Below are 22,983 nucleotides of genomic sequence, written 5' to 3'. Positions count from 1 at the left end.
GCTAGACGAATAAAAAGATATTCGTTACAATAAATGAAACGTATGTTCGGAGGTGGCGTAATGACCCTTCAATTTATTTTAGGAACCGCTGGGTCTGGTAAAACAACACAACTGATTCGTGAAATCAGAAAAAGTGAGCAGCAGAATCTTCAAGAAAAACAAATTTTGATTGTGCCCGATCAAATGACCTATCAAATGGAGCGCTTTTTCTTTAAAGAAACAGGCGCAAATGGTTTGATGAATGTTCAAGTATACAGTTTCAGCCGCTTAGCTTGGCGAGTTCTTTCTGAAACGGGCGGTTTAGGACGGACTTTTTTAACTCGAACTGGAACGGAGATGTTGCTTCGGGAAGTTGTTAAAGAGGAAGCTGATCAACTGCATGTTTTTCATAGAGCAGCAAAAAAGCGTGGATTCTATAAAGAACTTACCGACCTATTTAAAGAATTTAGGCAGTATGAGATAGAAGAAACATCAATTCATGTCGAAACAGAAAATTTTACAACAAAGGAAAAAATGCATGATGTTGCGCTTTTATTTGAAAAATATCAAGAAAAGTTAGTTGGGAAATTTTTGGAGAGTGAAGACTATCTAAAATTGCTGATTGAAAAGATGTCTGAAAGCAGTTTTATGAAGAATGCTTCCGTTTACATAGATGGATTTGATTCGTTTTCAAAACAAGAGCTTTCTGTGATTGCAAAGTTGTTTGAAACGGCTAATCGCGTGTTGATTGGGCTATCACTTGATCAAGATTCACTTGTGGGAAAGGTATCTGAATTCAGCATGTTTGAACGAAATCTTGATACGTATCAGGCGATCAGTCAGCTTGCGGAAATAAGCGGGACTGGGGTCGAACCAGCTCGATTTTTATCCCAGTTTCAACGTTCGACAAAAAACGGATTAGCAGTACTTGAAGCTGCGTGGCGAAAACCAAGCTTTACTCCTTATGAAGGAACTGCTGATGGGATTCACTTGCATCAAGCTAATAATCGGCGTTCTGAGATCGAAGGAATTTCGCGAGAGGTTACACAACTTGTACGAACAAAAGGCTATAAGTATTCGGATATGGCTGTGCTTATTCGCAATATGGATGATTATGAAGACATTGTCCGCTCGGTTTTGGAACGTGATCAGATTCCTTATTTTTGGGATAAGAAACGTGTGATGGCAAGGCATCCGCTGGTCGAATTTGTTCGCTCGAGCTTGGAAGCAGTGATGAATAATTGGCAGTATGAAGCGCTATTTCAAGCTGTTCGGACAGAAATGCTGTTTCCGCTTGTCGCAAACTCGGATGAACAGCGGTTTAAAGTTGATCAGTTTGAAAATTATTTGCTGGAAAATGGAATTTATAATCGAAATCGTTTTATCTCAAGTGAGAAATGGCGTTACCGGAAAGTTCGTGGCTTGGCAACGGATGTTGGGACGCAAACGGATGCTGAAATTAAAATCGAAGAAGTGATTAATGAAGTACGCGAAATGATTGCAGAACCGCTTTTTTTCTTAGAGGAAAGGATCAAACCGGAAGCGACTGGGAAGGAATTTGCAAGCGGTTTGTTTGCTTTTCTTGAACATGTGGAAGCGGCACAGCATATTGAGGTTTGGCGGGAAAAGGCTGAACGTGAAGGTTTAATTGAGCTCGCACGTGAGCATGAACAGGCTTGGAATGCGGTTATCGCGCTTCTTGATGAGTTTGTTGAGGTATTAGGCGATGAAGAACTAACGCGGACGGATTTTCTCGAGATTATTCAAACTGGACTTGAAGCAATGGAATTTTCGCTGCTGCCCCCAGCGCTTGATCAGTTAATTGTAACGGATATGGAACATGCGCGATTGCTTGAAGCGAAGGCGGTTTTCGCAGTTGGGTTAAATGATGGTGTTTTACCGCGTAAGCTGAGTGATAAGGGGATTTTATCGGACGAAGATCGGCAAATTTTACAGGAGCAAGGTCTTGAACTGCGGCCGACTAATTTAAAAGCGTTGCGGTATGAGGAATTTATTGCCTACCGTGTCTTTACTTCGGCGAAAGAAGCTCTTTATTTGAGTTATCCTGCTGCAGACGGGGAAGGAAAACTGCTTGCGCCGTCAAATTATATAAGGAAAATTCAGGCGACATTTAAGGAGCTTACGGAAGAGGTTTATTTAACAGATCCAAGTCTTTTGAGTTCAAAGGAACAAAAAGGGTATATTGCAACGCGGCGTGAAACGCTCGGACTCCTCACTTCTGTTCTTGGAATGTACAAGCGCGGTTACTCGGTCGATGCGCTCTGGTGGCGAGTTTATAACTATTTTGTGGAGCAGAATGATCCAGCAGCCAAGCGGATTTTAAGCAGTTTAGATTATCAAAATAAAACGAAACTGCTTACTAAGGAAACGGCTTCGGGGTTATTTGGTGAGCAGATTCATGCCAGTGTTTCACGAATGGAGAAATTTTTCAGCTGCGAGTTTCAGCATTTTGCGCGCTATGGTTTGAAACTGGAAGAGCGGGCGACCTATCAGCTTGAAGCAGTTGATATTGGTGAAGTATTTCATGGTGCGATGGAATGGATTTCAGCAGAATTGAAAAATCGAGGAAGCGAATGGGGCAGCCTGTCGAGCGAAGAATGTTTGCTGCTTGCGGAACAAGCGATGAATTATTTGGCACCGAAACTGCAGCACGAAATTCTACTCAGCACGAAGCGGATGGAATATATCAAATATAAATTATTTAACATAATTGCGCGTGCAACGGCTGTCTTGAATGAACAAGCGAAAGTCAGCGCTTTTCGCCCGATTGGGCTGGAAGTGGATTTTGGCAGAAGCAGTAAAATTCCAGCAATGCAAATACCGCTTAAGGAAGGTCGCGAGTTGCTCTTACAAGGAAGAATTGATCGGATTGATGAAGCTCAAGAAAATGGGCAGAGTTTTTTACGGATTATTGATTACAAATCGAGTGCACATGATTTAAAACTGCCGGAAGTTTATTATGGAATCGCGTTACAAATGTTGACCTATTTAGATGTTGTGGTGACAAATGCAGCAAAATTGGTTGGAAAAAATGCAGAACCGGCAGGCGTACTCTATTTTCATATGCATAACAAATTAATTTCGACAGATGCTCCGCTTGCGGATGACGAATTGTTGAAAGAAATTAAAAAAAGTTACAAAATGAAGGGTTTGGTTTTAAGAGATCCAGTTACCATCACGCTAATGGATGAGACGCTTGAAAACGGCGGTTCTTCTTTGATTGTTCCAGCAGAAATACGTAAAGACGGCTCGCTTAGTGCGCGCTCGAAGACAGCCAGCAAAAATGAATTTGATGAAATGCGACGCTTTGTTCGACATAAATATCAAGAAGCAGGTAATAAAATTTTGGACGGCGAAGTGACAATTAACCCGTATAACTTGCAAGAAAAAACTCCGTGTCAATTTTGCCCATTCCGTTCTGTTTGTCAATTCGATCCGGGATCGGAAAGTGAAAAATATCGCTATTTGAAAAATGAAGACCCGAAAACGGTTCTTGAAAAAATGAAAGCGGAAGGAGGCGGTCAAGATGATGAAACGAATTCCTGAAAAACCAGCAGATGTAACGTGGACGGATGAACAGTGGCGTGCGATTCATGCTGGTGGTCAAAATGTCTTAGTAGCTGCGGCAGCGGGATCAGGGAAAACGGCAGTTCTTGTTAACCGGATTATTACACGACTTTTAGATGAGGACGATCCGTGCAATGTAGATGAACTTCTTGTTGTGACGTTTACAAATGCGTCAGCTGCTGAGATGAAGCACCGAATTGGGCGAGCGCTTGAAAGTGAACTCGAAAAAGCACCAGATTCGCTCTATTTGAAACGTCAAGTAGCTTTACTCAATACGGCATCCATTTCGACGCTCCATTCGTTTTGTTTAGATTTAATTCGAAAGTATTATTACCGAACGGATGTTGATCCGGATTTTCGGCTGATGGATACAATTGAAAGCATGATGCTGCGCGATGAGGTGCTAGATCAATTCTTGGAAGAAGAGTTTTCAAAAGAAGAGAATACGGCTTTTTTCCATCTTGCTGATGCGATGACGGATGACCGAACGGATCAAAATTTGGCAGACCTGATTTCCAAACTGTATGATTTTGCGCAATCAAGTCCTGAACCGAAGAAGTGGCTTGCTGGGATGGTGCATTTTTATGATGAAGCTGAGGTTAAGCGAATAAATGAACTGTCTTATTACCCTATTATTTTGGAGAGTTTGCAGCAGGAAATCGAGAAGGCGCACGAGCTTTTGTCTTTTGGAAAGAGGCTTAGTGAATTGCCGGATGGTCCGGGGGCGTATGTGGATACTTTTGCGGATGACTTGAGGCAGGTCGAGATGCTTGCGGATGTGCTCGGGGAAGAGGATTTTGATCAGCTTCGGACAGCTTTTCAAAGTATTGCTTTTAAGCGGATTGCAACATTGAAGAATAAAGATGAGCTTGATGCAAATTTAGTTGAGCAGGCGAAGAAAGCGCGAGATGTGGCGAAAAAAGTGATTCAAGAGGCGAATCGGGATTGGTTCAAGCGCGAAGCCAGTCAGTATTTGGATGATCTTAGAAGTATGAAGCCGGATGTTCGGACGCTTGCTGATTTAGTGGAGCGGTTTTCAGAACGATTTTTTGCTGCTAAATCGGAAAGAGGCGTTTTGGACTTTAGTGATTTGGAACACTTGGCGCTTGCGGTTTTGCGCGAAGCAGATGGGTCAAAATCTGTTGTGGCGGAGGAGCTTACACGGCGTTATAAGGAAGTGCTGATTGATGAGTATCAGGATACCAATTTGGTGCAGGAGATGATTTTGTCGCTTGTGACACAACCGGATGAAGCTTCGGGCGATTTGTTTATGGTTGGTGATGTCAAGCAGTCAATTTATCGTTTCAGGCTCGCGGAACCGGCACTCTTTATGGGGAAATACCGACGTTATTCAAAGTCCGGAGAGAATACGGGGCTGCGGATTGATCTTTCGAAAAATTTTCGAAGCCGAGCGGAAGTTTTGGATGCGGTCAATTTTATTTTTAAACAGATTATGGACCGAAATGTCGGTGAAATTGATTATGATGAGGATGCGGAGCTTTATTTAGGTGCAGAGTTTCCGGCTGGTAAAGAGCTTGAAACGGAGCTGTTAATTGTTGATCGGGATCAAGATCAGGTGAGGGAAGCGGAAGACGGAGAACTTACGCCGAATGAACTGAAGAAGGATCAGCTTGAAGCACGCGCGGTGGCCAAGCGAATTGCTGATTTGGTCGAGCAACGCTTTCAAATTTATGACAAGGAAACACGGCAGTTTCGTCAAGTAGAATACCGAGATATTGTGATTTTGTCCCGCTCAATGACTAGTGCAACGGATATGGAAGAAGCGATGCGTGAAAGAGATATTCCGTTTTATGCGAGCAGTCAGACGGGGTATTTTGAGGCGATTGAAGTGGCTGTGATGATTTCGCTGCTTAAGATTGTGGATAATCCGTATCAAGATATTCCACTCGCTTCGGTCTTGCGTTCGCCGATTGTTGGGCTTTCTGAGGAAGAATTAGCACAGATTCGGCTACAAAAGAAGCAAGGCTACTTTTTTGATGGTTTGCGGGATTATGTTTCGGAAAATCACAATGGACTTTCGGAGCGGCTCGCTGACTTTTTGGCGCAGCTGAAAAAATGGCGCGACTTGGCAATCCGAGAAGATTTAACATCCTTGATTTGGCAGATTTATGAGGATACGGACTTTTATGAGTTTGTCGGCGGATTATCGGGCGGAAAGACACGCCAAGCGAATTTGCGGGCACTTTATGAACGAGCTGGGCAGTATGAAAAAACGGCTTTTCGCGGTTTATTCCGCTTTGTCCGCTTTGTTGAACGCTTGGAACTACGCGGTGAAGATCTTGGAACGGCAAAGACGCTTGGAGAAAAGGAAGATGTCGTTCGGATGATGACGATTCATTCAAGTAAAGGCTTGGAATTTCCAGTGGTTATTTTAGCGGGAATTAATCGGAAATTCAATCGCCGTGATATTACGTCAAAAACATTGCTCGATCAAGAATTTGGCTTTGCATCAAGTTATACGAATACAGAAAAGCGGATCACTTATCCAACGATTATGCAACAAGCGGTCAAACAGAAGAAGACACGCGAGATGCTAGCAGAAGAAATGCGGGTTCTTTATGTGGCGCTTACGCGCGCGGAAGAAAAATTAATTTTAGTAGGGACAGTTCCGAAATGGGAGAATAGCTTGGCACAGTTTCTCTCAGCAGCTGAAACAGAGGAAACACTTTTGCCGGCAAGCGAGCGTCTTAGTGCAACGACTTATTTGGACTGGATCGGCCGTGCTTTTGTGCGGCATCCGAATTTTCTTGAACAAGCGGAAGCAGATGATTCGGCTGTGATCGTGAAGCCGCTTGCAACGAAGATGAAGCTGAAACTTATGGTGATGCAACAAGCAGAATTTGAACCGCTGGCAGCAAAACGCCAATCTGATAATTTTATGAAAGAAGTAAAGGAATTTATAAAAGTGCCGCTTGCGGAAGATACGAGTGAAATTGCAGAGGTTTTAGGGTTTTCTTATCCCAATCTTGCGGAAACAAAGGTCTATTCAAAGCAGTCGGTGACGGAGCTGAAAAGGCAGTTCCAAATTCAAGACAGCTTTACGGACGATCGCTTTGTTCAAACGCTTAAAGGTGCTTCGCTTGATCGACCAAAGTTTTTGCAAACGGAAAAGGAACTAACGGCGGCAGAAATTGGAACGGCGATGCACACGGTGATGCAGGCAGTTCCGCTTGAAAGTAAGCCGGATTTGGCGAATCTTGAGGCGCTACTTGATGAGATGGTGGCAAAAGAGAAGCTGACTGAGGCGGAGAAGAATGGAATTCGACGTGAACAGATTTTAGGGTTTTTTGAAACCAAAATCGGGGAAGCGTTGCTGGATAATGCGAGTCAAGCTGAAAGGGAAGTCCCGTTTGTCTATCAGGTTCCGGTTAGTGAAGTAAATCGTGATGCGCATACGGACAGTCCTATTCTCGTACAAGGAGTGGTTGATTTACTGCTTGTTTATCCGGAACATGTAATTTTGGTGGATTATAAGACGGATAAGGTGCAAGGAAAGTATTCGGATAAAGAAACGGCCATGCGTGTGATGAAAGGCCGCTACGAGGTTCAAATTAAACTATACCGGCAAGCGGTAGAAGCGATTATAGGGAAACCGGTGACAGCCGCTTACTTGTATTTCTTTGACAGCCGCGATTTGCTTGAGCTTTGAGTTTCGGGTACCTAAGTGCTATGATGAATTTAGTGATTTGATAACAGAAAGAGGGAACGCTTATGTGGGAATATCTTCATTCGATTTCATGGGCTGCTATCATTATTTTGACGGTTGCAGCTTGGATTGTTTATCCGAAATCAGAAAAAAACTTTACAATTTTGTCGATGATTGATCGTGTCTTTTATCTTGTTTTGATTTTGAGCGGGATCATGATGATTCAGTACAGTCTCGAAACGAGTGTTGTCGCAGCGATATTTAAAATTTTGATGGGGATTGTCACGATTGGTATTATTGAGATGCTGCTTAGTTTCCGCAAGAAAAAACGGCCGACAGGTTTATTTTTCATTCTTTTTATCGTAGCTGTCGTTGTCACAATTTCGCTCGGGCTTTATTTGTCAGGCGGATCTCCCTTATTTTAAAGCGCAGCAAAAAACCGGAATCCTATTGGATTTCGGTTTTTTATTAGAGTAGATTTTCTTCTAAATAAACGGCAATGCCATCTTCTTCATTGGTAGCTGTTACAGTGTTTGCTACATTCTTAGCGGCGCTGACAGCATTCCCCATTGCTACACCTGTTCCGGCGTAGTCAAGCATTTCAAGATCATTCATTTCGTCGCCGAATGCAATGATATCTTTTACATCGAAACCGAGTGATTTTGCAGCTTCGCGAACACCGATCGCTTTGTGGATACCATATTTCACTACTTCGACGGCTGGCCAGCTTGCGCCCCATGTATGATAAGAAATAATGTGAGAAAGGGTATCATCAAAATGTTTGCTGATCACATCAAGTTGATCGGTTTGACCAAAGAAAAGTAGCGAAGTTGGATCGGCGTTGATTTTACCGCGCAAATTACCAATATGAACTTCTCCGCCACCCGCTTTGAAGTTTGCAGGAACACTGTCGTCGCCTCGTGCTAGAAAGACATTATCTTGAACTTCAGCTGCAATATTCGACAGCGGAAATTGATTGGTGTAATCAAGTAGTTCGTGCACGATAGATAGGTCAATCGCTTGATGGTAGCCGTCTTGGTAGGCAGGGTCAAGCGGATGATGTAGAAAAGCCCCATTGAAATTAACAATTGGCGAATGAAGCGCCAGTTCTTTATAATATTGGCTACTTAAGCGGTAAGGTCTACCTGTTGCAATCATGACTTCGTGACCTTTATCGCGTGCTGTTTGCAGAGCATTTTTCGTACGCAAGGAGATGGTTTCGTCGTTTTTTTAAAGTCGTTCCATCGAGATCTAGTACAATTAATTTTTTGTCCATAAACTGACTCCTTTATTTAGTAATTCATTTATTAGCACGTTTTTTTTTCTTCATGCTAAAATGAATGTATCTCTATGATAGACTGTAAAAGCCGCTTTGTAAACGGAAGAACCTTTACAAAGACTTAATTAAATCGACAGAAATGGGGCTGTAAGAGTGATTCAAGTTACTAATCAAAATTTCAAAAATATTCCAGCACTACATGTTGTAAGACAAGATTTACACGGAGAAAAATTGCCAACGGTATTCTTTTATCACGGCTTCCAGTCGGAAAAGGAACTGTACTTGCACTACGGCTATTTTCTTGCGGAACAAGGGTTCAGAGTAATTTTGCCGGATGCAAAATTTCACGGGGAAAGAAAACGGGATACGACGTCTGCTGAACAGGCCGTTTATTTCTGGGATACCGTCCAAGCGAACATTGACGAACTAGCGGGACTGCGGGATGAGCTTGTTCGAGCAGGGCTTTCGGATGCTGAACGAATTGGTGTCGGCGGTGTTTCGATGGGCGCTATTACGTCGCTCGGAATTTTGGCGCGCTACGACTGGGTCAAGGTGGCGGTTAGTTTGATGGGAAGTGCTTATTACGGCGAGTTTGCAAATGAACTTGTAGAACAAGCGACTGCGCATGGGATGGAGTTTCCATTCGATACTGCAAAACGTATCAAAGAACTTGAACCGTATGATTTAAGCGAACAGCTCGAAAAAGTTAATGGGCGGGCACTGTTGTTATGGCACGGCAAAAAAGATGATGTGGTTCCGTTTAAGTATAGCGAGAAATTATATGATCGGCTTCTTGAAGAAGAGCAAGCGGAGCAAGTTGAGTTTGTCGTAGATGATCAGGCGAAACATAAAGTTTCCATTGATGGTATCAACCGTACCACCGATTTTTTTCAAAAAAATGCTTATAAACGATGCTGGTGAAAAAAAGCAAAAGATATGTTACAATATGTCTACTAACTGCCAAAAGGAGGTTCGTGCTTCGTGGATGAGGAATTAAAAGAAAATATTATGGGTGCGCTTGAACAAGTGATTGACCCTGAACTCGGTATTGATATTGTCAATATCGGCCTTGTTTATGATGTTGATTTAGATGATGATGGGCTTTGCACAGTTACGATGACGCTGACGACGATGGGATGCCCGCTTGCAGGTATACTCACGGATCAGGTACACGCAGCCCTTGCAGATATTCCTGAAGTAAAAGATACAAACGTTGATATTGTCTGGAATCCGCCTTGGACAAAAGACCGAATGTCGCGTTATGCAAAAATAGCTTTAGGCATTCGTTAAAAAGAATAGCCGGGTTTCCGCTAGGAAACCCGGTTTTTGCTTGCAAATTTGCTAGCTGAAACTCTTGCCTTAAGAAATCGGTCCTAGGAAGGATTCTTAAAAAAATGAAACTGTTATAATAAGGAGTAGGTAAAAAATGTTAGGAGGGACTTGAAATGGAAGAACGCCTTTACGAACTTGAAGATAAAGTGCAAGATCTCGAACTCGAAGTTTTAGACTTGAAACAGCAAGTCCATGAACTTAGCCAGAGACCAGTAAAATCTGGCTCACTCCTTGGCGGTCAAGTTTGGGTTCTGATTCCAATCGTCGCGATTTTGGCAGGGATGTTTATGACGATCTTTGATTAAAAAAGTTTGCTGTTTTTTTCACGTTATTGAGCCTTTTTACTCGATTTAAGTTGAATTCTCCGTTAAGATATAAAAGGAATCTATTTTTCTTGTTGATTTTCAAGAATTGTCACAGAATGTCCATAAATTAACCTCTTGATTTTTTTGAGAAGAATAGTACAATAAGTATATAGAGTTTTATCCCGATGAAAGCTAAAAAATTACTTTTGGTTTTCATGGGGATAAGACCCTATCATGGTTATAATGGCTTTCGGTGTATCCATCTTCCAATAGATTAACTTCGGTTAATCGTCTGTTTTGACACCGAACCATTATTTGTTTTCATTCATCTCATTTGCCATGTAGTTTCAGTCTATGCCTCATCCCGTTATGCATAGACATATGAACATGGTGGCGACGCTGGACATTTTGTCCAGCGTATTTTTTTTGTTTAAAAACAGATCATTTTTGTTCCCGTTTCGCTCTTGTTATACTGGAACTATCTAGAAAGGAGCTGTTAAAATGACTTTAACAGGTAAAAAAATTATTGCTCTTGTGAGTGATGACTTTGAAGATCTTGAGTTGACGTACCCCGTTTTGCGCTTACGGGAAGAAGGCGCGGTGGTTCATCTTGTCGGAGAGAAAAAGGATGAAGTCTATCATGGCAAACACGGAGTTCCAGTTACTTCTGACTTTGCATTTACAGATATTGAAAAAGAAGATTATGATGGGATTATTGTTCCAGGAGGCTGGTCGCCGGATAAGTTGCGTCGTTTCAAAGAAGTGCTCGATTTCATTCGTTATTTTGATGATGAAAAGAAGCCAATTGGACAAATTTGCCACGCGGGCTGGGTTTTGATTTCAGCAGGAATTTTGAAAGGTGTTAATGTTACAAGCACACCAGGCATTAAAGATGATATGACCAATGCTGGAGCTATTTGGCACGATCAGGCAGCTGTTACAGACGGTCATATTATTTCAAGCAGACGTCCGCCAGATTTACCGGAATATATGAAAGCTTATATTGCTGCATTTTAAATAAAAAAGAAACAGCACGTTTGACCGTGAACTTACTCGGGCAAAAGTGCTGTTTTTTAGTTTATAAATAATAACTAAAGATAAAGCCGACGAAGTTTGGTGCAGCTGCGAGAAAGAGCATGATACTCCATCGCAGTTGTTTGCTTCTGCTTTCACGATTGCCGCGCCCGCCAAATGAAACAAAGGCAGAACAAGCGATAGAAGTGAAGACGAGCAGCATTGCTACGAATGAATACATGGTTGCAAGAGTGTAATTCGGCAAGATAAAGCTTGCAAGAAAGACGAGGATTGCAAGTCCGATTCCTGCGAGTAATGATTTTACGTACAAAATGACAACATCCTTTTCTAAAAATAAGCTTACTTTCTTTATAGCAAATGAAAATGGCTTTGTCTAGCTAAAAGAGCCTGTGTATTCTTTAGGAATACACAGGCTCTTTTTGTTTTTTGCTCAATCAGTGCGGTAAGAAGGCGACGAGAATGAAGAACAAGATTGCGATAACAATCAAGAACCAGTTAAGTTCACGCCATTTACCAGTGAAGACTTTTAAGATCGGATAAGAAATAAATCCAAATGCAAGTCCGATTGCAATACTTGATGTAAGCGGCATTGCAAGAATAACGAGAAATGCAGGGAATGCTTCGTCGAGGGTATCCCAATCAATTTCTTTTACAGCGCCGATCATCATGCTACCGACAATAATAAGGGCAGGGGCTGTGATTGCAGAAATACCCGAAATTGCTCCTACAAGCGGTGCAAAAAATGCTGAAATAACGAAAAGGATTGACACGGTCAGTGTTGTAAGACCAGTTCGTCCACCTGTTGCAACACCAGCAGAAGACTCGATGTACGCACTTGTAGGTGTTGTTCCGAAAACAGAACCGACTGTTGTAGCAACTGCATCAGCCATCAAAGCTTGTTTCGCATTAGGAAGCGATTCGCCTTTCATAAGCCCAGCGCGCTTAGCAACGCCGATCATTGTTCCAGTTGTATCGAAAATTGTAATTAATAGGAAAGACAAGATAACAGCATATAAGCTATGCGATATGACGTCTGAAAAAGCATGAATTGGATTCGTAAATACAAATTCAGGCATTGGCGGTAACTTTACAAAGCCATCTGTAAACTTCAGTTCGCCTGTAAAGAATGCAATAATAGCAGTTGCGATCATTCCAATAAATAAGGCACCTTTAACACGTAGTGCCAAGAAAATCAGTGTAATTAACAGGCCGACGATAGCAAGCAACGCTTCTGGTGAATGCAGATCGCCAAGACCAACAAGGTTAGAATCGTTTTTAACAATAATTCCTGTCATTCGGAAACCAAGGAAAGCAATAAATAAACCAATACCAGCTGTGATACCGGCTTTTAAGTTATGCGGAATTGCTGTAATGATTTTTTCACGGAAAGGTGTTAAAGATAAGACTAAGAAAATTAAACCAGCGACAAAAACAGCTGCGAAAGCCACAGAGTAATCGAGTTTTTGTGTGGTAACAACAGTTACAAAGTAAGCGTTCATTCCGAGCCCAGGCGCAATTGCGATTGGATAATTGGCAAATAGTGCCATCCAAAGCGTCCCGATAACAGCTGAAATGATGGTCGCCATAAAGACGGTGTTAAATGGTACTCCTGCAGAGGAAAGAATAGCTGGATTGACAACGATAATATAAACCATCGTTAGGAACGTTGTAATACCAGAGATGACTTCCGTTCTAGCATCAGTTCCATTTTCTTTTAATCGAAACATAAAGTGTCGACACTCCCTTTTCAAAATATAATTTACGAACAATTGCAATTTACTATACTATAATATTCGTTTTTAAAGGAAAAAGCAACCCCGATTTACGCCCTTTTTCCGGAAAAATAAAAAATATGTTATAATAAAAGTGATTTCAATCGGAAAAGGAGGATACGGTTTGAAGGCGATTATATTTGATTTTGACGGTACGATGATCGATACAGAAAACTTGTGGCATGAAGCAACGATGAGTTATGTGAGGGAAACTTATGGAATTGAGGTTCCTGCTTCAATTTACGAGCAGATTATCGGAACGACGGAAGAACCGCTTCATGACTATTTAAACGAAGCAACAAACGGAAAATTTGATCAAGAAGCTTTCACTGCACATATTGAAGAACAGCTTTATGCAGGAATTGATCAGCTTGAGCTTCGTGAAGGTTTTAAGCGTGTGTTTGATTATGCAGTTCAAAATGGTTTTAAAATTGGGCTTGCAACAAGTTCAGGGCGCGACTGGGTCGAACCAATTTTAAAAAAATTTGATTTGCTACCTTATTTTTCAAGTATTCAAACGGCCGATGATGTTGAAAAAATCAAACCCGACCCCACTCTTTATTTACAGGCAAAAGCTGAACTTGCAAGCCGTACCGAAAAAACGTATGCGGTTGAAGATTCACTTAATGGTGTGATTGCTGCGCAAAAAGCCGGCTTAAGTGTGATTGCTGTTCCGAATGCAGCGACGGCCGGAATTCAGTTCCCAAAAGGTGTTCCTGTTTACCCGAACTTTGATGCCGTTCCGCTTGAGAAAGTATTTGCTAATTAAATGAAGAATTAAGAAGAAGCTTGTAAAAAGCCCGCTAATCGTTTAGCGGGCTTTTTTTATGAAAATGAAAGGGTTTCAAGCCGGTCGAAAGCCTCTTCTAAAAGTGCAAGGCTTTGTGTGGCGGCCAAGCGAACGTAATGATGACCACTGTCGCCAAAAGCCAGTCCTGGAATGACGAGCACCTGGGTTTCTTTTAAAAGGTATTCGCTGAAGCGGACTGAATCCATACCGGTTTTACTTATATTAATAAAAGCATAGATCGAGCCTTTGACTGGGTGAAGCGATAGGTAAGGAATTGCAGCCACACGTTTTTCCACGTATTCAAGCCGTTCTTTGAAGACGCTTGCTACTTTTGGAATTAATTCTTCAGCGTGATCTAAAGCATAGACGGCAGCGCGCTGGGAAGGGGTCGGAGCCGAATAGGTGATGCCCTCGTTTAAGATTTTAGCTGCTTCGTTAATGTAGGCAGGTGCGATCATGTAGCCGAGTCGCCATCCGGTCATGGCAAAGTTTTTTGACATACTGCCGAACGTGATTGTGTGATCAGGCGCAAGTGAAGCCATTGGCGTGAAAGCTTCATAGAAACTAAAGCCATCATAGACTTCGTCAGCCAAAATATAGAAATCGTATTTCTTAGCTAGTGTAGCGATTTTTTGAAGCGTTTCTTTTGAAAATACGGCGCCGGTTGGGTTGTTTGGCGTGTTCAAGATAAGTGCTTTTGTACGCTCTGTGATGGCTGCTTCGAGAACTTCTATGCGGATCATGAAATCATCTTTTTCATAAGTTGGGATAAAGACTGGGACACCGGAGGAATTTAAGACTTGATCTTTATATGGCGAGAAATAGGGTTCGTGGATGATGACTTCGTCGCCGGGATCAAGGATAACTTGAAGCGCTAAATACATGCCGTGCAGCGCACCGACTGTAGCTCGAATTTGATTTTCGGCAAAACTAAGGTTATAGGTGCGCTTGAAGAAGGATTGGATTGACTTGATGAGTTCAAGCTCTCCACCAGATTCGGTGTATTTGGTTGCGCCGTTTAAGACGTCTTTAAAAGCGGCTTGGATGATTGCTTCATCGGTAATAAGATCGGGATCGCCGATTGAAAGGTCAAGGATATCTGGGGTGGTTTTAGCTAGGGTTCCGATATCTGCCAGGATGTTCGCGGGCGTTTCTTGAAACTTTTTTGCGATGTTTGTCTTATCCATAGTTCTCCTCCTTGGACGAAAAAAGGAACGCAAATTTGCATTCCTTTTTTTCTTTTTATTGTAGCATAATTAGGCCAAAACTTTTCCAAGAAAATCTTTTGTCCGTTCGTTTTTAGGGTTTCCGAAAACTTCTTCGGGTGTTCCTTCTTCTTGGATGACGCCGCTGTCCATGAATACAACGCGATCAGCCACTTCGCGGGCAAAGCCCATTTCATGTGTGACAACAACCATGGTCATGCCTTCTTTGGCAAGTTCCTTCATAACGCCGAGCACTTCGCCGACCATTTCGGGATCAAGTGCAGAAGTCGGTTCGTCAAACAGCATGACATCAGGATTCATTGCGAGTGCCCGAGCGATTGCAACACGCTGTTGCTGACCACCGGATAGGCTAGAAGGGTAACTTGTGGCTTTTTCGGCTAAGCCAACTTTTTCAAGTAGATTTTTGGCATTCTTTTCTGCTTCGGCAGTACTTTCGCCTTTTACTTTTGTTGGTGCAAGGGTTAGGTTTTCGAGTACTGTTTTATGTGGGAAGAGGTTGAATCCTTGGAATACCATTCCCATCCGCTGACGCAGGGCATTAATATCGGTACCTTTTGCTAAAAGATTATTATCTTCAAAGATCACTTTGCCATCAGTTGGCTGTTCGAGCAGGTTAAGGCAGCGTAAGAATGTACTTTTCCCGCTTCCAGAAGGGCCGATGACAACGACCACTTCTCCGGTAGCGATTTCAAGGTTAATTCCTTTTAAGACTTCATTTTTTCCATAGTATTTATGCAGATTTTCAACATTAATCACTAGTTTTAAGTCTCCTTTCAGCAACGCCCAACAGTCTTGAAAGTCCGAAGGTTAGGACGAAGTAAATAAGTGAAGTAATGATAAGCGGAACAAACGGCTTGAAGCTTGCTCCTTGGACAACACCTGTCATGAACATCAGTTCACCGACACCGATAACGGATACGATTGAAGATTCTTTAATGACAGTAACAAATTCATTTCCGAGTGCCGGAAGAATATTTTTCACAGCTTGCGGCAAGATGATATAACGCATTGCTTTTCCTTGTGTCATACCTAGTGAACGAGCTGCTTCCATTTGACCTTTATTTACAGCAGAGATACCGGCCCGGATGATTTCAGCAACGTAGGCAGCGCTGTTCAGTGACAGTGCGATACAGCCGGAAGCGAACGCCGAAAGGTTAAGTCCGAATACTTGGGTACCGAAAAATACGATAAAGATTTGGACTAGAAGCGGTGTGCCGCGGACGAATTCGATATACCACGAGGCAGGCCAGCGTAGCCATCTTGTTTTTGAAAGCTTCATCAGCGCTAGAAGTGATCCAAGGATAGCTCCAAAGAACACGCCGATAGCGGCAAGAATGATGGTATAAAGTGTTCCTGTGAGGAAATAATGGCCATATTGATTGAAGAAGCTGTCTTTTTGGAACATCAATTTGTTAGCTTCATCTTGGTAGCCTTTCAGCAAATTTTCATCCTTAATTTCCGTAATCGTCTTGTTTACTTGATTTTTAAGCGATGTTGCTCCTTTTTGCATAGCAATCGCAGTTTGTTTTTCACCGTTTACAAATTTTACATCGGAAACAACAATCGAGTCATCTTGGCTGACATAGGCATCAGCAACTGGCCCTTCAAGCACGATTGCGTCGATTTTGTTGTTTTTTAAGTTTAGGATTAGGTCTGGAACTTTTTGCAGTGACGTAACGGTTGATCCGGTCATTTCTTTTTGTGCAAGTTCTTCTTGCGTGGTTTGTTTTTGCGCACCTACACTTTTTCCATCAAAATCACTGGTTGTTTTGAACTTCGATTTGTCTGCTTTGCGGACAATTACTTTTTGGATGACGTCCATGTACGGATCGGAAAAGTCAACTTCTTTAAGCCGTTCTGGTGTAGGCGACATTCCAGAGATAATCAAGTCGATTTTCCCTGTTTTTAAAGCGCCAAGAAGGCTATCAAAGCCCATTTCTTTAATGTCGAGCTTAACGCCCATGTCGTCCGCGATTTTTTGAGCGATGCTGATATCGAAACCGACAATTTCATCTTTCCCTTTAATTGTTTGGTGGAATTCATAAGGCGGATAGTCCGCCGACAAGCCGACTACGAGCTGCTTTTTATCCTTGATTTCCTGAAGCGAGTTATCTTCTGCTGCCTTTGCGGAACTGAACGGCATGAAAATCGATAAGATAAAGAGAGCTATCAAACTAAAGATGGCGAATTTCCTGAGTGATTTTGCTTTTAGCATATGCGCAACTCCTTTTTCATTTATGTTTAGGTTTATATTATGTAATAATAATACATGATTATGATTAAATATTCAATAGAATTTGAAAAACTTTTATAAAGAAAACGCTTTTATTTTTAATGATGAATATAAAGCGTATATTAATGAATATACGCTAATATGACTCTCGAAAAATTTGAATCATAAACCAGCTCAGAAAAAAGAAGCTGTCAGGTACATTCGTATTGTCATCAATGAAATGAAATTGAACGAGCTGATCATCTTCTGTTAGGATAGCACTTTCTTGGTTATGGAAATAAATGATGACTTTTCCGTTTGCTTTTTTTTGAATGATTTCAATTGGGAATTCGGATTCATCTGCGAGGATATGAAGCAGATACTTGGATGAAGGGTGTTGATAGAAAGCCAAATCTTTTTTGTTTTCGCGATCATGAAAAACAACGGTAGCCCCATCGTGATTCGGCCAGCCGATTTCAAGAGTGAGTACCGCTCGTTCTGTTTCTTCGAGAGAAAAGACAGCTTGTTCTTTAGAAAAAGCAATCTTTGAACTGTACTTGATAATTTGACCGACCTTTTCGCCGATTTGATTTTTTATAGCAAACAAGCGGGAATCAGTTTGCGAGGGAGATTTTTCAAGTATATAATCCATTTTAAAACTCCTTTCCATCATTTAACATTCCCTAAATTCAAAGTGAAAAACCATACATGAAATAAAAAAAGTCATAACCTAGAAGCGGCTATGACTGGAATTTCTTTCTTTTTTAATTATAGGAAAAGACGTAATACAAAGAATGTTAGCGCGGCTATTGTTGCAGAGATTGGCAGTGTGATAATCCAAGTGATGATCATGCGCTGCGCAGTATCCCATTTAACGCCTTTTACACGGTGGGCAGTTCCAACACCTAAGATGGAAGAACTGATAACGTGTGTCGTGCTGACTGGAAGGTGGATAAATGTCGCTCCGAAGATGACAATTACAGAACCAAGATCAGCTGCTACCCCGTTTACAGGTTTAATTTTCATGATTTTTCCGCCGACAGTTTTGATGATTTTCCAACCACCGATACTTGTTCCGACTGCCATTGCAATCGCACAAGATACTTGTACCCAAAGCTGAACGTCATCTGTATGCTGGAAGCCATTCGCAATTAAAGCCATCGTAATGATCCCCATTGATTTTTGTGCATCATTTGTCCCGTGTGTATAGGACTGAAGGGCTGCTGTTGCAATTTGAATCAAGCGGAAATTGCGATTTGTTGTTGAGAGATTTAAGTTTTTCAAGAAAATCTTAAACAACGTATAGATGGTGTAACCGACTGCGAAAGCCAAGAATGGCGATGCGATCAGACCGACTAAAATTTTTGTGAAACCGCCGTATTCAATTGATGCAAAACCAGCAGAAGCAATGGCTGCTCCAGCGATCGAACCGATCAAGGCATGCGAAGAACTACTTGGGATACCAAAATACCAAGTAAGCAAATTCCAAAATATTGCAGCAAGAAGTGCTGCTAAAATAACTATTTCGCCGTGCGGAACGCTGAACGGATCAACGATATCTTTTGTGATCGTCTTTGCAACCCCAGTAAAGGAAATTGCCCCAACAAAGTTCATAACGGCTGCTAACATAATCGCGTGACGCGGTTTCAGAGCTTTTGTGGAAACACTGGTTGCAATCGCATTTGCCGTATCATGGAACCCGTTAATAAGGTCGAAGGCAAGAGCGGCAAGGACAATGACCACTGTAATGAGAAATAATTCTTCCATTGGTCAGCTCCTTAGGCGTTTTTCATGACAATTGATTCAAGTGTATTTGCTACACTTTGGCAGTTGTCAGCGATTTCTTCTAGGTCTTCATAAACTTGTTTCTTACGTATAATTTTAATGGCATCCGTTTCTTCTTGGAAAAGGCGGATGAGTGATTCGCGGTAAACTTCATCACATTGAGATTCATAGTCTTTGATCTTGATGGCTAACTTACGAACATCTTTTAACTTTTTATCGAAAACAAGATCGACTGCTTTTTCGATTTCGACTGTACTTTCTTGAATCGCTTTGATGAATTTAAGCATGTATTCGTCATAGTGTGTAATCTGACAGATTTCAAGAGAGAAAGCAGTTTGTTCAAGACCATCCATCACGTCATCCAAACGGTTTGTAAGCTCAAGCATATCCTCCCGTTCGATTGGCGTGATAAACGCATCATTCAACTCCATGATCATTTTGTGCACCATCGTGTCGCCAGTTGTTTCATACTCTTTCATTTTGTCTGAGAAAGTGTGAAGATCGTCAAGCGAGCTAATGCTGTATGATGCAAAAAAAGTTCGCACCTTCGTGTAGGTTAACAGCGATATCATGCAGCAAAGAAGCGAAACGGTCTTTCTTATTTTTAAAAGCCATTTTCTAAAATTCCCCCGATCTTTTAAGTAAGTAATTTTGCGAGTGCAAACCTCCGATTTAGTAAAAGCAAGAGGCCGTTTTCTTAACAATATGCTTACAAAAAAAATAAAAATAATCAACTTGAAATTTACCACAAGATAATACTAACATATCGAGGTAGCAAATAGGAAACATTTTTTTTGAGAAATCAGCGTAATTTATCATCGTAAACGCTTTCATCTTACTTGCTTAAACAAAAATCATTTTTCGCTTTTTTTTCGCATAGAAATTGACTTTTTATTAGGAAGAAAAGTTGAAATTGGTTATACTAGATTTATTAACTCAAATTTGCTGAAGAGCGGTCTCTAAGGAGGGCTTTCAGATGGTGAAAACTTTACAGGATAAACTCAAGCTCGGTAATGGAGTAGAAATACCTTATATTGGTCTTGGTGTATTCCAAATGAGCGAACAGCGTTACATTACAAAGGCGGTTTCAGAAGCAATTAATGCTGGGTACCGCTTATTTGATACGGCGGCGGTCTATAATAATGAAGAACAAGTTGGTCTTGCAATTCGCGAAGGCGGTGTTTCGCGCAATGAACTTTTTATCAGCTCCAAGCTTTGGAATGGTGATCAGGGTTATGATGAAACGCTATTTGCCTTTGAAAGAACACTTAAAAACTTGAATTTAACAGATTTAGATATGTATTTGATTCACTGGCCGCTTGCTGGAAAATATCGCGATTCATGGCGTGCAATGGAACGACTATATAATGAAGGATCTGTAAAAGCGATTGGCGTTGCAAACTTTAAAGAGCATCATTTAAAAGACTTGCTAGCTGTTGCCAATGAAAAGCCGGTTTTGAATCAAGTGGAAACACACCCACTCTTACCCCAAAATGAACTTCGAGCGTTTCTAAAAAAGGAAGGGATTGCGCACGCCGCATGGTCGCCGCTTGCGAAAGGGACTTTGATGCAGAACCCTGTTGTGCAGGACATTGCGAAGCGACACGGAGCTCAGGTTGATCAAGTAGTCCTGCAATGGCATCTTAATCGCAATACAATTATTATTCCGAAGTCCATTACTTCAACGCGTATTAAAGAAAATGCGAATTTGGCTTATTTTGAGCTGGACACAGAAGATATGCGCAAACTGAATAAGCTTGAAACAGGCCAATATGTAGGACCAGATCCGGATGACCTTGCTTATTTTCTTGAAAGTATTGAGCGCGAACGAGAAATGTTGGAGGCGAGCCGAGATGGACATAGCTGAGCTGAAGGAAATTTGTTATGCGAAACGCGATGAAGCAGGAGCAGCTAAGATGGAAGCTTACATGCGCAACCAGTTTTCATTTTTAGGCATTCGAGCGCCTGAGCGCAAACAAATTTTGAAGACATTTTTAGAACAAGCCGAACTAGATGATTTCGGACTTACGTTGGCTGTAGAACTTTATCAGGAACCCGAGCGAGAATTTCAATACTTGGCGAATGATTTGCTTGGGCGCTTTGCGAAAAAGCAAGACGCGGATGCTATTTTGGTATACGAGAAACTGATCACGATGAAGTCATGGTGGGATACGGTTGATTCGCTTGCTTCTTCGGCGGTCGGCAAGCACTTTCAAAAATATCCGGAATTGATTGAAGTCTATAATGCCAAGTGGCTCGAGAGCGATAACATCTGGCTGAACCGAACGACACTTATTTTTCAGCTGTCGTATAAGGAGAAGACCGATGCAAATTTGTTGTTTGCTAACTGCGCGCGTTTAGCTGGTTCTGACGAGTTTTTTATCCAAAAAGCGATCGGTTGGGGGTTGCGTCAGTATGCGAAAGTCGATCCGGAGGCGGTACGCGCGTTTGTTGAACAGCAGGAGCTTGCGCCGCTCAGCAAGCGTGAAGCGTTGAAGCATCTGAATGAATTGTTTTGAGATTGTTTATAAAATTGATACAAACTTACGTTTTTGTAACTTGTTATTCTGATTTCTGTTAAATATACTTGATTTAGTATGATTCGGCCGATTTATACTGGTGAATAGATATATATAATTAGAGAGTATATGAAAACTCGTTAGGAGAATAAAACCTCATGAATAACAACGTGCATAAATCGTGTGTAGTTTTTTTTGCTGTGTGTAACTTTTATTATAGTTAGTCAAATGAATTTAGCTGTTGCCTATGGAAGTGCTCAGGTAAAGCAGAGTGATAACTACAAAAGAGAGAATATTAAGATAAAAGACATCTATCAAAAAGCTATTGATGGTAAGTTTTTTTTCGAAAAAAAGCTATCCTTTTTCTTCATGGATAGAATTAGAGAAAACCTTTTTATGGCCAAATTATGTTCAAGTGAAAAAGGATCATTTAGTGAACGAAAATATGACATATGAAACATGGTTAAGAGATAATGGGTTTGGTGTAACTTCAGATTTTGATCGTGTGCAATTTGAGCCTGTCATACAAGGAAGAACAACTGCAGATAACAGAAGAAGATTTGTAAATACAATTCAAAAAGGTGATTTCGTTGTTGTAAGCGGTGTTAGAGAACCATGGGCACCTTTTATTGGTCATGCAGCAATTGCTACTACCGATAATTGGATATTAGATATGCCGGGATATAAAGATGGTAGTTATTCTAAAATGGATAATAATAGACAATTGAAAAAAGGAGATTGGTTTAACAAATACCAAAGTGCATGGACTACTGTATACAGAATAAAAGCGAGTAAGAAAATAAGAAGTGATGTAGCAGGTTGGGCAGATTGGCGATATTGGGCAACCAATCATGGCTTAAAAAAGAATAGGCATGTTGAGTACAGTCTATATACAAGCTTAAAGGGCGGATATAATAGGGCTTATTGTTCAAAACTGGTTTGGCAAGCATTATATTATGGAAGTGGAGAAACTCCACTTGTGATTCCGCGGTTAAGTAGTTTTATTATTGCTCCATATTTTTTGCCAGGGGAGATAAATTTCGGTTTTAACCCTGCTAAGTATGGCCCATTTTAGAAAGGAGATATATTTGTGAAGCAAACTAGATTTAAATACTATATGACGGTAACTTTTATGTCATTTTATATGCTCTCCTGTCTATTCGCTTTAGTTTTTGCAACTGGTGTTGGAAATGGGCTTAAACTTGATGACAATCAAATCTTAGGGTATCTAGATTTGGCTTTTCTAAGCATTAGTATTATTGCAACTTTTTTCATGAAAAGGCAAAAAATGAAAAGATATTGTATATTTGCTTGTCTGCTTTTTTTAGTTCTTTTTTTACTCCTCATGTTTGCTAACATTGTAAGTTTTAATGAGGCTGTCTTCATATTTGTTATACCAATTTGGATTTCGGCGTTTTTAGCGGGGTATAGCGGAATCTATTATCTTGTAGCCTCTCGCGAAAAAAACTAGAATAGTTAAGGAAAAAGAATCCC

General features: G+C 41.2%; 19 protein-coding genes and 2 pseudogenes. 12 read left to right on the top strand and 9 right to left on the bottom strand.

What is annotated here, in order from left to right; all coding sequences use genetic code 11:
• Positions 1–60: 60 nt before the first annotated feature.
• The 3 genes from addB to MFLO_RS00215 all read left to right on the top strand — a co-directional run bounded on the left by addB (position 61) and on the right by MFLO_RS00215 (position 7,659).
• The gene (gene addB, locus MFLO_RS00225) at positions 61–3,546 is read left to right on the top strand and encodes a helicase-exonuclease AddAB subunit AddB (RefSeq protein WP_036095475.1); all 3,486 of its coding nucleotides are present in this window, start codon (positions 61–63) and stop codon (positions 3,544–3,546) included.
• The gene (gene addA, locus MFLO_RS00220) at positions 3,527–7,237 is read left to right on the top strand and encodes a helicase-exonuclease AddAB subunit AddA (protein WP_036095473.1); all 3,711 of its coding nucleotides are present in this window, start codon (positions 3,527–3,529) and stop codon (positions 7,235–7,237) included. Before addB ends, addA begins: the two co-directional genes overlap by 20 nt.
• Before the next feature lie 62 nt (positions 7,238–7,299).
• A complete protein-coding gene (locus tag MFLO_RS00215; RefSeq protein ID WP_036095471.1) occupies positions 7,300–7,659 on the top strand; it encodes a YisL family protein in 360 nt (119 codons plus the stop codon).
• A gap of 43 nt (positions 7,660–7,702) precedes the next feature.
• On the opposite strand, the pseudogene MFLO_RS00210 reads toward MFLO_RS00215, so the two are convergent.
• Positions 7,703–8,510, bottom strand: a pseudogene (locus MFLO_RS00210) (Cof-type HAD-IIB family hydrolase).
• Positions 8,511–8,666: 156 nt separating this feature from the next.
• On the opposite strand from MFLO_RS00210, the gene yjfP reads away from it, so the two are divergent.
• The 4 genes from yjfP (at position 8,667) to MFLO_RS00190 (ending at position 11,167) form a co-directional block, all read left to right on the top strand.
• Positions 8,667–9,434, top strand: a complete 768-nt coding sequence (gene yjfP, locus MFLO_RS00205; RefSeq protein ID WP_036095470.1) for an esterase — start codon at positions 8,667–8,669, stop codon at positions 9,432–9,434.
• Between the two features lie 60 nt (positions 9,435–9,494).
• A complete protein-coding gene (locus tag MFLO_RS00200) occupies positions 9,495–9,803 on the top strand; it encodes a metal-sulfur cluster assembly factor (RefSeq protein ID WP_036095469.1) in 309 nt (102 codons plus the stop codon).
• A 155-nt stretch (positions 9,804–9,958) separates the two neighbouring features.
• Positions 9,959–10,150: a hypothetical protein gene (locus MFLO_RS00195; protein ID WP_036095468.1), complete on the top strand. Its 192-nt coding sequence runs from the start codon at positions 9,959–9,961 to the stop codon at positions 10,148–10,150.
• Between the two features lie 501 nt (positions 10,151–10,651).
• A complete protein-coding gene (locus MFLO_RS00190; protein ID WP_036095466.1) occupies positions 10,652–11,167 on the top strand; it encodes a type 1 glutamine amidotransferase domain-containing protein in 516 nt (171 codons plus the stop codon).
• Between the two features lie 61 nt (positions 11,168–11,228).
• Here the strand turns inward: MFLO_RS00190 and MFLO_RS00185 are convergent, their stop codons facing one another.
• Together MFLO_RS00185 and MFLO_RS00180 are read right to left on the bottom strand one after the other, a co-directional pair.
• Positions 11,229–11,495, bottom strand: a complete 267-nt coding sequence (locus MFLO_RS00185; protein WP_036095465.1) for a hypothetical protein — start codon at positions 11,493–11,495, stop codon at positions 11,229–11,231.
• Between the two features lie 124 nt (positions 11,496–11,619).
• Positions 11,620–12,912, bottom strand: coding sequence for an NCS2 family permease (locus tag MFLO_RS00180; RefSeq protein ID WP_036095462.1), 1,293 nt, complete (start codon positions 12,910–12,912; stop codon positions 11,620–11,622).
• A 169-nt stretch (positions 12,913–13,081) separates the two neighbouring features.
• On the opposite strand from MFLO_RS00180, the gene MFLO_RS00175 reads away from it, so the two are divergent.
• Complete coding sequence (locus MFLO_RS00175; protein ID WP_036095460.1) at positions 13,082–13,726, top strand: HAD family hydrolase; 645 nt, start codon at positions 13,082–13,084, stop codon at positions 13,724–13,726.
• 56 nt (positions 13,727–13,782) lie between these two features.
• Here MFLO_RS00175 and MFLO_RS00170 read toward each other — a convergent pair whose 3' ends face one another.
• The 6 genes and pseudogenes from MFLO_RS00170 to MFLO_RS00145 form a co-directional block, all read right to left on the bottom strand.
• Positions 13,783–14,934: a pyridoxal phosphate-dependent aminotransferase gene (locus MFLO_RS00170; protein ID WP_036095458.1), complete on the bottom strand. Its 1,152-nt coding sequence runs from the start codon at positions 14,932–14,934 to the stop codon at positions 13,783–13,785.
• Between the two features lie 69 nt (positions 14,935–15,003).
• The gene (locus MFLO_RS00165) at positions 15,004–15,729 is read right to left on the bottom strand and encodes an amino acid ABC transporter ATP-binding protein (protein ID WP_036095455.1); all 726 of its coding nucleotides are present in this window, start codon (positions 15,727–15,729) and stop codon (positions 15,004–15,006) included.
• Positions 15,722–17,188, bottom strand: coding sequence for an ABC transporter substrate-binding protein/permease (locus tag MFLO_RS00160; RefSeq protein ID WP_036095452.1), 1,467 nt, complete (start codon positions 17,186–17,188; stop codon positions 15,722–15,724). The genes MFLO_RS00165 and MFLO_RS00160 overlap by 8 nt, the downstream gene beginning before the upstream one ends.
• A 154-nt stretch (positions 17,189–17,342) precedes the next feature.
• Complete coding sequence (locus tag MFLO_RS00155; protein WP_036095450.1) at positions 17,343–17,837, bottom strand: hypothetical protein; 495 nt, start codon at positions 17,835–17,837, stop codon at positions 17,343–17,345.
• Positions 17,838–17,953: 116 nt separating this feature from the next.
• Positions 17,954–18,952 carry an inorganic phosphate transporter gene (locus MFLO_RS00150; RefSeq protein ID WP_036095449.1) on the bottom strand — a complete coding sequence of 333 codons (999 nt, stop codon included), beginning with the start codon at positions 18,950–18,952 and terminating at the stop codon, positions 17,954–17,956.
• Positions 18,953–18,963: 11 nt separating this feature from the next.
• Positions 18,964–19,585, bottom strand: a pseudogene (locus tag MFLO_RS00145) (DUF47 domain-containing protein).
• Between the two features lie 361 nt (positions 19,586–19,946).
• Here MFLO_RS00145 and MFLO_RS00140 point away from each other — a divergent pair.
• The 4 genes from MFLO_RS00140 (at position 19,947) to MFLO_RS00120 (ending at position 22,960) form a co-directional block, all read left to right on the top strand.
• Positions 19,947–20,837 (top strand): aldo/keto reductase, encoded by an 891-nt coding sequence (locus MFLO_RS00140; protein ID WP_036095447.1) that lies wholly within the window; start codon positions 19,947–19,949, stop codon positions 20,835–20,837.
• Entirely contained in the window at positions 20,830–21,489 is a 660-nt protein-coding gene (locus tag MFLO_RS00135; RefSeq protein WP_036095968.1) for a DNA alkylation repair protein, read from the top strand. The genes MFLO_RS00140 and MFLO_RS00135 overlap by 8 nt, the downstream gene beginning before the upstream one ends.
• Positions 21,490–21,817: 328 nt before the next feature.
• Positions 21,818–22,564 carry a hypothetical protein gene (locus tag MFLO_RS00125; protein ID WP_149022922.1) on the top strand — a complete coding sequence of 249 codons (747 nt, stop codon included), beginning with the start codon at positions 21,818–21,820 and terminating at the stop codon, positions 22,562–22,564.
• A gap of 15 nt (positions 22,565–22,579) precedes the next feature.
• Complete coding sequence (locus MFLO_RS00120) at positions 22,580–22,960, top strand: hypothetical protein (protein WP_036095441.1); 381 nt, start codon at positions 22,580–22,582, stop codon at positions 22,958–22,960.
• Positions 22,961–22,983: the final 23 nt, after the last annotated feature.

Source organism: Listeria floridensis FSL S10-1187 (genome assembly GCF_000525875.1).
Classification (GTDB): domain Bacteria; phylum Bacillota; class Bacilli; order Lactobacillales; family Listeriaceae; genus Listeria; species Listeria floridensis.
This window is presented reverse-complemented; position numbering and strand designations above follow the sequence as displayed.